Here is an 11,964-nt window from a genome sequence, read left to right as displayed (position 1 = left end):
TGTCGGCCAGCGGCACGGGCACGGCGGCTGCCTCGCCCTTCAGCTCCAGCAGCGCCATGTCGGCGCCTGGCTCGGTGTGCGTGGCGGACACTGCCAGCGCAGTTCCCCGGTTCAGTTCCCGGCTGCCGGTGCGCACCGTCGTGTGCGCCGCGTCCCCTCGCACGCAGTGAGCGGCGGTGAGCACCCACCTGGCCTGGATGACCGTCCCACCGCACAGGGCGCCACCGGAGCTGACCTGGACCATTCCCGCGGGCGCGTTGTCCGCGGTGGCCTCCTGACCTCCCTCGATCGCATAGACCGCACCGGACAACGATGTGATCGCCGCAATGCCTGTCACCAGGCCGGCGATGATTCCGCGTCGACTGCGCGACATGATTCCTCCCTTGGACTGCCGGCTGAGCTGCGAGGGACCGACGACTCGTGGGAGGCGCCCCGGCCGAGCCGGCGCGCCGCGCCCCCGGCCGTCCCGGGCGCGGTGGCCATGGCCGTTCGCGGTAGCCGGTGATGATGGGTGCCGTGGAAGAGGCAGCCCCGGACGCGACGTCCCGCGCGGGAGGCGTTCGGCGCATCGCGGTGCGCAAGTCAGGCTGAGTCGTCTCATGCGAATGACAAGAACCGACGCAACGCCGACCCCGGCACCTGCGGCGCGCAGCTGCGCGGTGCTCTCAGCACGCGCCCTCGTCCTCCCAGGCGCCGTACGCCGTGGGTCCTCCGGGCTCATTGCCCCTGGTCCACCACTTGGCTCTCCACACGCGGCCGTTGCGGGAGACCACATTCCCGCTGGTGTAGATCGTTTCTTGAACCCACGCCGGTGTGGCACAGATGCCGCTCCCGCCGATCGGGCCGCCGCTGTTCCCGGACGATGTGCCGCCCGAGCCCGGCGTCCCGGGCGAAGTTCCCCCGGACGGCGTGCCGGGCACGATGGTGGCGGGCGCCGGGGCTGGACCGCGCGTATTCCATATGCCGGTGATGCCGGCGGCGTCGGCAGCGCTCCCCGCGTGGTCGAGGCCGTACATGTCCTCGATGGTGCGCAGCAGGTCGTAGTGGTTGTACGTGGTGTCCGACGTACTGCCCGCTTCGACGGGCTCGCCGTAAACAATCGTGGGTATCCGGTTGCCGGCCAGCCGGTTGTCCTCGTCGAACGTGACGACGAGCAGACTGTTGTGGGTCTTGGCCCACGCGGCGTAGGCGCCGAGTTTCTCCTTCAGCCACCCGTCGCCCGTGGTGACCGAGCAGTCGTGCATGTCGTTGCACAGGTCCGGGACCACGAAGGAGACCTGCGGGAGCCGGGTGAAGTCCGTGGGGAAGTCGTCGAGGGTGTGGGCGGTGGTCGTGGGCACGTTGCTGAAGGCGAACCAGGGGTTGTGCTTCCGTGCGTAGCGGCCTTGTTGACAGGTCGTGTCGCCTTCCTCGGGCAACCCCTCGTTGTAACTCCCCCAGGTCTTTCCCGCGGCGATGAGTTCGGAGGCGAGGTTGGGTTCCGTGCTGAAGCCGGGGGAATAGCAGCTGTCGTCCGTGATCTTCTGGGTGCTGCCCGAAAACATCGCGAAGTAATTCGGTTGACTGGGATGGGTGATCGCGTAGGACTGGGTCAGTTCTGCTCCGTCCTTGGCCAGTTCGTTGAAGTAGGGCGCGTCACGGCTGCCGAGGATCTGGGAGTACGCGTGGTTCTCGAAGACTGCCACGACGACGTGGTCAGGGCTCGGAAGACCCGTCTTCGGGCTGCCCTCGTCCGCTTGGGCGTTCGCGATCAGCAACCCTGCCAACGACCCGCACAGCGCGGTGATTGCAAGGACGGTGGACTTGCGCATGCATTCTCTCCTGGTCGATTGGCCGCGGGCTCCGCGGGCGACTCACGTGCTGCAGAGGCGGACACCGATGGTTCATCCCGGCTCTTTGCACGGTGTTTGCCGTGCGTGAGGCAGTTCCGGCCGAAATTGTGTGAGGCGGAACAAGAGGAAGGCGGAGCGGACGCACATCGGCAACAGGCGTTTGACCTCGTGCCGAGTTCGGGTGCAGATGGGGGAACGCGGATTCATTTGTGGATCCGCGGTCCGCGCACGAGTCGCCGTCCGGTGTCCGGCATCCCGGCACTTCCCCGACTCGGGCCCCCTTCCCCCGCAGAGGAGTGCTCATGGGTACGAAGAACACGGGCACACGCCTGAGAACAGCTGCCGTCGCCACAGCGCTCGTCGGTTCCGTGTGCGTGGCCGGCCAGGTATTCGGTGACGAGCCCGGCACCGGGGTGCCCGCCGCTCTGGCCGGCTGGAAGCACACCTCGGTGGACGATGGAGCCGACCTGTATGAAGGCGTCTTCGACGACAACAACGGAGTCGACTACTGGACCGTGACGGTAAAGGGGGACATCGGGGATCTGCACTCCCTGAAGTCGCTCACCGCGGCGGTGCAGAAACTCAAGGAGAGGAACGTCCCCTACCGTGCGGAACCCATCGAGTGGCCCGAGGAAGGAGACCGCTCGGGGCTCGCCGGCACACGGGTGCGGGTCGGCAGGTACACCACGGCGGAGGAGGCGCGAGCCGAGCAGAAGAAGCTCGCCGGATTCAGGACATCCGTCGAGTGGACGGGAGCGGACGGCGCCCTGGGAGGCGGGCGGACGGAAGTCCAGGTGGTGCTCATCGATCCGAAGCGTTTCACCGGGTCTCTCACGGCAAGTCACGGCGCCACCGTCAGCGGTCCGGCGAAGGTCACCGACAGGGCGGCAGCAGCCGAACGCGACCTCACCACGGCCGGGCAGCAGGGGAAGGTCCTGGTCGGCACCAACGGCAGCTTCTTCACCATGCCGAACGACCCGCGCGGAATCGAAGGCGGGCCGGTCGGCATCGCCGCGTACAACGGCGAACTGCAGAGCGCGGCGGTGCAGGGGCGGGTGGCTGCGATCCTTCGCGGCAACGGGCTCGGCGTCGAGTTCAAGAACCTGACCACCGAGACCCGGGTCCGGTCCGGAAGCGAGTCAAGCCCGGTGAACGGCATCAACCGACTGCCGGGGACGGACCGGAACTGCCATCCGCCCCAGATCCAGCGCGCCCTGACCACGGTCAACGAATCCTGTTCACGCACCGATGAAATCGTCCGGTTCACGGACGAGTTGGGGCGGAAGACGCCTGGCGGAGCAGGCGTGGAGGCCGTCCTCAACGGTTCTGGACGGGTGACGGAGCTTCGCGCACGGGGCGGCGAGGTACCCCAGGGAGGCAGCGTGCTGGCCGGCATAGGAACCGGTGAGACCTGGCTGCGCGGTCACGCCGTGCAGGGCTCCGTACTGTCCGTCCAGAGCAAGATCTTCGACGAGGAGCACCATGAGGTCCCGCTCGGAAAGGACGACGACATCATCAGCGGTGCACCACAGTTGCTCCGCGACGGTCGCATCGCGCTGAACTACGGCGGTGACAAGCCCGAGGAGATCAGCCTGGCCTATACCTACGCACTCAAGGCCGCTCCCCGCACGCTTCTCGGTGTCGACGCCCAGGGCCGTGTGCTGCTCGTGACCTCCAACGGCCGCAAGCCGGGCATCAGCGACGGACTGAGCCTTCTCGAGGCGGCGGAACTGATGCGGACGCTGGGCGCACGGCAGGCGGTCAACCTCGACGGAGGGGGGTCCACCACGATGGCGGTGAAGGGAAGACTGGTCAACACTCCCTCCGACGGCTCGGAACGCCCCATCGGAGATGCGCTGCTCCTCATCGCCGGGGAGCAAGCCGCCTCGAACGGCACTCGCCCAGCCCCGCCGAGCCCTCCAGCCCCGTCCACGCCTCCGGTCTCCGCCGCCCCGTCCACACCTCCCGCGGCCGGCTCCGTCTCCACCGCCCCGTCCACACCTCCCGCGGCCGGTCCGGTCTCCGCCGCCCCGTCCATGCCTCCCGCGGCCGGCCCCGTTCCCGCGGGCACGTGCACGGCACCACCCTGGGACGGCACGCGTGCGTATCAAGGCGGGGAAGCGGTCTCGCACAAGAGCATGGTGTGGCGCGCCAAGTGGTGGATCGGAGCGGGAGAGGAGCCAGGCGCCTACGCAGTCTGGGAAGCCCAGAATCCCTGCTGACCGCTGCCGCTCGCCCTCGCCGTCCCCCTGCTGACCGCTGCCGCTCGCCCTCGCCTCGCCGTCCCCTTGCTGACCGCTGCCGTTCGCCCTCGCCGTCCCGCGCGGTGAGGGCGAACGGCTGTGCACGGACGCTCCAGTGCAACCACCGCATCCCTGAGAGCCTGTCAGCAGCTCCCGCACGGAGGGGAGCCGCCCCCGCCCTCCACTCGGGCCGGGACGAGGGTGCTCGAGTCGCGCGGCACCGTGCGGCCCTGCCGTTCGCGGTAGCGGATGGGGGCGAGGCCGACGCGCCGGGTGAAGAGGCGGGAGAAGTAGGCGGGGTCGTCGAAGCCCACGCGGCGGGCGATCGCGGCAATGGGCAGGTCGGTGCGGACCAGGAGTTCCCGGGCGCGGCCCAGGCGCAGGGACAGGAGGTGGTCCTTGGTGCTGCGACCGGTGTGCCGGCGTACGACGGCACGCAGTTCGGCGGGGGTCATGCCGTGTCGGGCGGCATGCTGGGCGACCGTGAGGGGCAGGCAGGCGTCTCGGGCCAGGGCGTCCAGGACGGGGACACCGGCCGCGTTCGTGTCGGCACGGGCGAGGCGCAGGTTCACGAGCAGCTCGTGGACGAAGGCCGCCGTCTCGACTTCGAGCAGGGAGCTGTCGCGGCGGGCCGCCCGGGCGATGCGGGCCATCGTGGCGTGGCACGCGGACGCATCGGTGAGAGGGACCACCGGGCGGTCCGGCTCGATGTAGCCGAGCTGGGTGTAGGCGGCGGTGGCCGGTCCGGTGAAGTCGACGAACACCTCGTCCCAGCCGGTCTCCGGATCGGATGCGTAGTGGTGCGGAGCGCCCGGGGTGAGCCAGATGAGGCTCGGCGCGGTGACGGTGGTGCGGCGTCGGTCGGGCGTCTGGTACCAGCCGGTGCCGACGGTGACGAGCACGGCGACGTGATGGTCCAGGGTCCGCGGGCCCACGGCGGGCAGCACGCCCTGCTGGATGCCGACCCCCAGGCACACCAGGCCCAGGCGCTCATGCAGCGGACTGGGCGTGAAGTAGCGCATCCAGGTGTCGTACCCGCCGTTCCTTGCGCGTCCGTGGGGGACGGGAAGCCGAACGGCCCCGGGGCCATGACCGCCCCGGGACAGTTCGACGCGTTCCGGTGCGCGCCCCCGCTCTTGCCCGACCGCCGGACGCGGCGCGGGCCGGCCGGGGCGCGCGGTCACTTCACCGCCCCTGCGGTCATGCCCGAGCGCCAGAACCGCTGCAGGGCGATGAAGACGACGACCAGCGGGATCACGGAGACGAGCGACCCGGTGATCACCAGCGGTCGTGGTACCGCGATGTGACTGGCGTTCCAGCCGACCAGCCCGACGGACACCGGTTGCAGCCGGTCGTCGGTGAGGACCATGGCAGGCAGGAGGTAGTTGCTCCAGATCTCGACGAACTGGAAGAGGAAGATCGTCACGAGCACCGGGAGCATCGTCGGGAAGCAGATGCTGCGAAGGATCCGGGTCTCACTCGCGCCGTCCATCCGGCCCGCCTCGATGATGTCGTCGGGCAGGGACTGCTCCGCGAAGATCCGGGCGATGTAGACCCCGAAGGGGCTCACCATGCCCGGCAGCAGGACGGCGAGCGGGTTGTTGATCAGGCCGATGCCCGAGAACATGAGGTAGAGCGGCAGCGTGAAGAGGATCTTCGGCACCAGCACGGCGGCGAGGACCGCTCCGAACAGGGCGGCGCGTCCGCGGAACCGGTACTTGGCCAGTGTGTAGCCCGCCGTGGCGGACAGCAGGGTTCCCGCCGCCGCTCCGACACCGCAGTACAGGAGGCTGTTGAGCATCCAGCGCCAGAAGATGCCGTCGTTCTGCGCGGACAGCCGGGTGAGGTTGTCGAGCAGGCCGAAGCCTTCGAACCACAGGCCGTTGCCGCTGAACTGTCTTCCGAACGGTTTGGTGGCTGACACCACGAGCCACCAGAGCGGGAAGAGGAAGTAGACGGTCGAGACCAGGAGGAGCCCGCTGACGACACCACGGCTCATCGCCGTCGTCTCGAGCCTGCTCGGCGGGGGCGGCGTCCCTCTCTTCGCGGTCACCGTGGCTCACCCCTGCGGGTCAGCTTGAAGAAGACGAACGAGAGCAGCCCCACCACCGCGGCGAGAACGACCGACTGCGCTGCCGCGTAAGGGTAGTTGCCGGCGGTCACTGCGGCTTGGGCCGACATGATCGGTGTGAAGGCCGACGAGACCGCGCCGCTGGAGATGGGCTGCAGTACCGCCGGTTCGTTGAAGAGCTGGGCCGAACCGATGATGGAGAAGACCGCCGTGAGCACGAGCGCGCTCCTGACCGCCGGAACCTTGATGCTCCACGCGATGCGCAAGGCCGAGGCGCCGTCCATCTTGGCGGCTTCCAGGACCTCGCGCGGTATGGCCTGGAGCGCGGCGTAGATGACGATCATGTTGTAGCCGGTCCAGCTCCAGGTGACTATGTTGGCCACGGACCACAGGACGACATCGTCGTCGAAGAAGGGAATGCTGATTCCCGCCGGCTCCAGAAGTCCGTTCAGCGGGCTCGAGTCCGGCGAGTACATGAAGGACCAGATCAGTGCGGCGCTGACGCCCGGGATCGCGTAGGGCATGAAGGCCGCGAGCCGGAAGAAGCCCTTGCCGCGGGCGGAGCGGGCGTCGATGAGCAGCGCGAGGCCCAGCGCGAGCAGGAGCATGAGGGGGACCTGGACGACGGCGAACAACGCCACGCGTTCCAGGGCGGCGACGAAGTCCTTGTCTCCGAACGCATGAGCGAAGTTGCTGAACGGTTCGAAGGTGCGGGTGGGCGGCGCCAGCCCGAGCCCGCTCCGTTTCACGACGTAGAGGCTGCTCACGGCCGCGTAGACGATGGGCGCGACGTACATCGCGACGAAGAGCGCCGCGAACGGTCCGCAGAACAGGAACAGGCTGCGCTTGTTCAGCGCGATGTCCCTCTTTCCCCGGGGCGGTGGCCGTCGATGACGGGCTCTGGCGGCGTATCCTGCCGCAGTGCTGCGTGTGATCACGAAATCTCTTTCTCCACGCAGCCGCGCAGCCGGTGCGGACCGGCCCCTCGGACCGGCCCGCACCTGTGATGGGCCGTCGGCTGCTCCTGTCGGCTATTGGCTGGTCTTCAGGCCCTGGCTCTTCATTTCGGCAAGTGTCTTCTCCTGCGCGGTGCGCAGCGCGTCGCCGATGGTGCCGCCCTTGCCTGCCCAGGCCTTGCCGAGCCCGTCGTCCAGGTCGGCGACGGTCTTCGTCATCACCGGGCCCCAGCTCCAGCCGGTGCCGACCTTCGGGGCCGCCTCGGCGAAGACCTTGTAGATGTTCTGGCCCCCGAAGTACGGGTCACCGCGGTTGAGTTGCGGGAGGCTGAGCAGTTCGGTCGCGGCCGGGTACAGCGCCGCCTTGGTGACCAGGCCGCCGTACGCCTTCTTGTCGGTGCTCAGCCAGTGCGCGAATTCCCAGGCGGCTTCGGGGGACTTGCATCCCTTGAGGACTGCGGTGGCCGATCCGCCGGCGTTCCCCACCCGGTTCTCACCGGGCTTCCACTGGGGCAGGGGCGCCACGGCCCAGTCGCCCGCCCCGTCCTTCGCGCCGCCCTTGATGACACCCGCCTGCCAGACGGCACCGATGACGGTGGCGATGTTCCCGTTGCCCAGTCCGGTGTACCAGGACTGGTCGTACATGGGTGCCTTTCCGATCAGACCGTCGTCCGCGAGACCCTGCCAGTAGTCCGCGACCTTCTTGTTCGCCCTGGAACCCATGGTGACTTTCCAGGCGTCGCCTTCGGTGGCGAACCATCCTGCGCCGGCCTGCCACGCCAGTCCCGCGTAGTCGTAGTTCAGGTAGGGCGAGGAGATGTACCTGCCCGGCTTCGAAGCATGGATCTTCTTGGCCTGTGCCTTGTACTCGGCCCAAGTGGTCGCGGGTTTCAGACCGAGGGAGGCGAAGACCTTCTTGTTGTAGAACATCGCCATGGGGCCCGTGTCGACCGGCGCGCCGTAGACCGCGTCGCCGAGCGTGACCGACCGCCAAGCCGCAGGCTGGAAGTCTCCCTTGTCCGCATTCGCATACCGCGCGACATCTTGCAAGGCGCCCTGGGCGGCGAAGCTCGGCAAGGACTCGTAACCCACCTGGGCGAGACAGGGTGCGTTGTCGGCCTGTACCGCGTTCAGCATCTTCTGATAGCCGCCCTTGGCGCCGGGAAGCACTTCCTGATAGTCGACCTTGATGTCGGGATGCGCCTTGTCGAACGCCTTCACGGCGTCCGCATATCCGCCGGCCCAGCCCCAGAACGTGATGGTCACCGGGCCGTCGGCATGGTCGGTACCCGATCCGGCCGAGCACCCAGCGAGTACGAGCACGGCCGTGCCGACCGCACCCGCCACGCGACAACACGCCTTTTTCATGACTTCTCCTCGACTTCGGCAGACTGAAAGACAGAGATCAGCGCATGACCGGGCATCCCGCCGCCGTTTCGGCGTCCTGGCGGCGCGGATGCACTCGCTGGTGCGGGGGACTATGGCAGACCGCTGGAATTCGTGGCCATATCTGGCGACCAATACGTCTCTTCGTCTGCGAGTCGCGGCGGGAGTCCGTATCCGGCGCACAAAATTGCAGGTCCATGTCAATAGTGGACGATTTCCGTTCGACCGATCCCGGGACCGCAGGCGCACGTCACCGAGCGACGACATGCCGCTCGCCCCAGTCGACCGGGCATGTGTGGGGGAGCCCCGAATCGGTGGGGCGAGCGGTGAAGCCGACTCTAACGACGCCGGATGTCCATGCCGGAAAACAACCCTGTTCTCGTCGCAATCTGACAAGAACTCAGGGATGTTTCCGCGTCCGCGCACAATCGTGCGTGCGGCGCGGGCCACGAGCACGGGCCTGCCCCGTGCCCCGCGCTCCGCTGGGCGCAGGACCCGGCGTGCCCTCGCCCCGGCTGGTCCGGCGCATGCGGCCACGGCACGCTGCGGTCCCCTCACGCCGACGACCGGATGAGGCGGTCAGGCCCGGCGCGGCCACGGCCGGCAGGCCGGCGCGGCCGTGGCGGGCCGAGCCCGCCCGGGTTGTGCCGGCCTCGCCGGGGGCGGATGGTGGGAGATGGACGAGATCAGGTTGAGTGCGTGATGGGTCCGAAGAATACGGTCAGCGCTTTCGACATCGGTGGGCCGCTCGCCCTGACCAGGGCGGCTACGGCGGTCCTGGATGCTCGTGGCGTGGTGATCGGCTGGAGCCCCGCCGCACAGCAGCTGCTCGGCTACCCACCGGACGAGGTGATCGGACGCACGGGGGCGAGCCTGCTCGCCGTCCCCAGAGCGGTACCGGCGGACGACATCGGGGCACGGAAGACGTTCAGTGAGGTCCTCACGGTGCGGCACCGCGACGGTCACGCCGAGCAAGTGGCCGTCACCGTGTGTCCGGTCGACCAAGGCGAAGCACGGCCGGCGTGGGTGCTGGCCGCCGCGGGTCTTCAGGAGGAGCAGGTCTGGGAGGCCGGCCAGGCCATGCTGCACGGCCTGGCCACCCAGTCCCCGATCGGTCTTGCGATCTACGACGCCGAGCTGCGGCTGGCCTGGGCGAACGCGGCGTCCGACCAGGAGGTCGGGGCACCGCTGTCGGAATACGTCGGCAAGACCTCCGAGGACCTGTACGGCGTGGGCGAGGTGCTGACGGAGGGATACGGGCCGACACTGTGGGAAGTCATGCGGCGGGTGCTGAACACCGGAGAGCCCGTCATAGACCTGCACTTCCGCGCACGGCCACCCGCGGAGGCGCAAGTGGACCACGTCTGGTCGTGCTCCTACTACCGCCTGCTGGACGGGCGCGGGAACACCCTCGGGGTATGTGAGGACGCCTACGACATCACCGACCGCTATCGAGCACAGCAGCGGCTGACGCTGATGGCGCTGGCCGGGAGGCGGATCGGCGCCACGCTCAGCGTCGAGGAGACCGCAGGGCAACTCGCCGATGTGGCCGTGCCCGGGTTCTGCGACGAGATCATGGTGGATCTGGTGTCGGTGGTCCTGGACGGCGAGGAGCCCACGGCGGGAAGCGTGCGCCAGCCCCTGATGCGCGTGGCCAGGCGTGGTCGCGTCGGCGGCCGGGACGGGGCGGGCGAGGACCGCTTCGCCGCTCCGTCCTGCGGCCACCCGGTCTGGTACGCGCCGGGGTCACCGCAGGCCGTCTGCCTCGCCACCGGCGAACTCGTACTGGAGAGGAGCGGGGCAGGGGTGTCCGGCAGGCGATCCGCCGCACCCGGTGCCGCGGCGCCGCTGTGTCTGGTGATGCCGCTGCGCGCCCGTGGAGTCACCATGGGCATCGTCACCTTCCTGCGCGAGCACACGTCGTTCCCGTTCGACGCGGACGAGCGCACCACGGGTGACGAGCTGGTGAGGCACACCGCGGTCTGCCTCGACAACGCCCGCCGCTATACGAGGGAGCGCAAGGCGGCGGTGACACTCCAGCGCACCCTGCTGCCACACCGTCTGCCCGCCCAGAGCGCGCTGGAAGTGGCCTGCCGGTACCTGCCGGCGGAGAGTCAGGTCGGCGTCGGGGGTGACTGGTTCGACGTGATCCCGTTGTCCGGAACCAGGGTGGGGCTGGTGGTGGGAGACGTCGTCGGTCACGGTCTGCGCGCCGCGGCCACGATGGGGCGCCTGCGTACCACGGTGCGGGCCCTGGCCCGGCTGGACCTGGCCCCCGGCGAGCTGCTGAGCCGGCTCGACGACCTGGTCGGGCAGACCATGGACGGCGCCGACTGGGGCGCCGACCGGGGGACGCGGACCTCCGCCCGCGCGGGCGGGGCCGGCGCCCCGGGCGGGTGGAGCGACACGGGCGCGGACGCGCGGTCAGGTCAGGAGGGCCAGCAGGTCTATGACGACGCGGTCGGGGCGACCTGCCTGTACGCGATCTACGATCCGGTCAGCGGTCTGTGCAGCGTCGCCAGCGCGGGCCATCTGCCACCGGCCGTCGTGGATCCCCGCACGGGTGTGGTCAGCTTTCCGGACCTGCCGCCCGGGCCGCCGCTGGGGCTGGGCGGCCTCCCGTTCGAGAACACGGAGATCAGCCTGGCCCACGGCAGCCTGCTGGCCCTGTACACCGACGGGCTGGTGGAATCGCGGGAACAGGACATCGATGTGGGCCTCGAACAGCTGGCCCGGGTCCTGGGCGGCCCCGCGCGACCACTTGAGGGCCTGTGCGACCAGACCTTGGCGGGCCTGCACGCCGGTGAGCCGGCCAGGGACGACGTCACGATGCTGCTCGTACGCACCCGGCTGCTGGACGCGGAGCAAGTCGCCGTCTGGGAGCTGCCCGCCCGGCCCGCATCGGTCGGCCTGGCGCGGACCCATGCGGACCAGCAACTGGAGAAGTGGGGCTTGGAGGAACTGGCCTTCACCACCGGTCTGGTGATCAGTGAACTCGTCACCAACGCCCTGCGGCATGCCTCCGCGCCGATACAACTGCGGCTGATCCGGGACCGTACCTTCATATGCGAGGTGTCGGACAGCGGGCACACCTCCCCCCATCTGCGTCATGCCGCCACCTACGACGAAGGCGGACGGGGCCTGTTCATCGTCGCGCAGCTGGTTCAGCGGTGGGGCACGCGCTACACGCCCAGCGGCAAGACGATCTGGACCGAGCAGGCACTGCCGCCCGGCCAGCAGGCGTGGCCCACCGCGGCGTGAGAATCGTCCGAAGCGAATGCGGCCGGGGCCTTGTGCCAGCCACCGGACCGCGGTGTGCCGGATTGTGCTCAGGGGATGAATTCGACGACGGAATTCTGAATCCCGGTGCGAAGTTCAATCGCCCGCCGGGATGGTAACGGCGATTGGATCTACGTTTCAGGGGATGCGCCACCAGGCGTGAGCGCCGAAAGGCAGCCGACCCTGAAAGGGATTCA

8 protein-coding genes and 1 pseudogene are annotated in these 11,964 nt (G+C 69.1%); 2 read left to right on the top strand and 7 right to left on the bottom strand.

The features are described from left to right. The 3 genes and pseudogenes from JK359_RS17750 to JK359_RS17745 form a co-directional block, all read right to left on the bottom strand. The coding region (locus JK359_RS17750) for a trypsin-like serine protease (RefSeq protein WP_201836622.1) at nucleotides 1-373 on the bottom strand (373 nt) is incomplete at its 3' end. Between the two features lie 292 nt (nucleotides 374-665). Further along, nucleotides 666-920 carry a carbohydrate-binding protein gene (locus tag JK359_RS40415; protein ID WP_372445423.1) on the bottom strand — a complete coding sequence of 85 codons (255 nt, stop codon included), beginning with the start codon at nucleotides 918-920 and terminating at the stop codon, nucleotides 666-668. A gap of 36 nt (nucleotides 921-956) precedes the next feature. After that, nucleotides 957-1,811 (bottom strand): annotated as a pseudogene (locus JK359_RS17745) (alkaline phosphatase family protein); the annotation flags it as partial. 323 nt (nucleotides 1,812-2,134) lie between these two features. Between JK359_RS17745 and JK359_RS17740 the strand changes: the two are divergent. Then, nucleotides 2,135-4,054 (top strand): phosphodiester glycosidase family protein, encoded by a 1,920-nt coding sequence (locus JK359_RS17740; protein ID WP_201836618.1) that lies wholly within the window; start codon nucleotides 2,135-2,137, stop codon nucleotides 4,052-4,054. A 164-nt stretch (nucleotides 4,055-4,218) separates the two neighbouring features. Here the strand turns inward: JK359_RS17740 and JK359_RS17735 are convergent, their stop codons facing one another. From JK359_RS17735 to JK359_RS17720, 4 genes are all read right to left on the bottom strand, one after another. Beyond that, entirely contained in the window at nucleotides 4,219-5,097 is an 879-nt protein-coding gene (locus JK359_RS17735) for a helix-turn-helix transcriptional regulator (RefSeq protein WP_201836616.1), read from the bottom strand. A gap of 158 nt (nucleotides 5,098-5,255) precedes the next feature. Then, nucleotides 5,256-6,074 carry a carbohydrate ABC transporter permease gene (locus tag JK359_RS17730; protein ID WP_201836696.1) on the bottom strand — a complete coding sequence of 273 codons (819 nt, stop codon included), beginning with the start codon at nucleotides 6,072-6,074 and terminating at the stop codon, nucleotides 5,256-5,258. A 50-nt stretch (nucleotides 6,075-6,124) separates the two neighbouring features. Next, entirely contained in the window at nucleotides 6,125-7,084 is a 960-nt protein-coding gene (locus tag JK359_RS17725) for a carbohydrate ABC transporter permease (protein ID WP_307788159.1), read from the bottom strand. A 93-nt stretch (nucleotides 7,085-7,177) separates the two neighbouring features. Next, complete coding sequence (locus JK359_RS17720; protein WP_307788158.1) at nucleotides 7,178-8,368, bottom strand: ABC transporter substrate-binding protein; 1,191 nt, start codon at nucleotides 8,366-8,368, stop codon at nucleotides 7,178-7,180. Nucleotides 8,369-9,190: 822 nt separating this feature from the next. Here JK359_RS17720 and JK359_RS17715 point away from each other — a divergent pair. Beyond that, on the top strand, nucleotides 9,191-11,749 hold the full coding sequence (locus JK359_RS17715; protein WP_201836614.1) for a SpoIIE family protein phosphatase: 2,559 nt from the start codon (nucleotides 9,191-9,193) through the stop codon (nucleotides 11,747-11,749). Nucleotides 11,750-11,964: the final 215 nt, after the last annotated feature.

The organism is Streptomyces actinomycinicus, from assembly GCF_016741775.1.
GTDB lineage: Bacteria > Actinomycetota > Actinomycetes > Streptomycetales > Streptomycetaceae > Streptomyces > Streptomyces actinomycinicus.
The sequence above is the reverse complement of the archived record's forward strand: the minus strand, read 5'-3'. Positions and strand labels throughout refer to the sequence as shown.

Coding starts and splice junctions, on each gene's coding strand:
- JK359_RS17740 (WP_201836618.1), top strand. CDS start 2,135: ATGGGTACGAAGAACACGGGCACACGCCTGAGAACAGCTGCCGTCGCC.
- JK359_RS17735 (WP_201836616.1), bottom strand. CDS start 5,097: ATGCGCTACTTCACGCCCAGTCCGCTGCATGAGCGCCTGGGCCTGGTG.
- JK359_RS17730 (WP_201836696.1), bottom strand. CDS start 6,074: ATGAGCCGTGGTGTCGTCAGCGGGCTCCTCCTGGTCTCGACCGTCTAC.
- JK359_RS17715 (WP_201836614.1), top strand. CDS start 9,191: ATGGGTCCGAAGAATACGGTCAGCGCTTTCGACATCGGTGGGCCGCTC.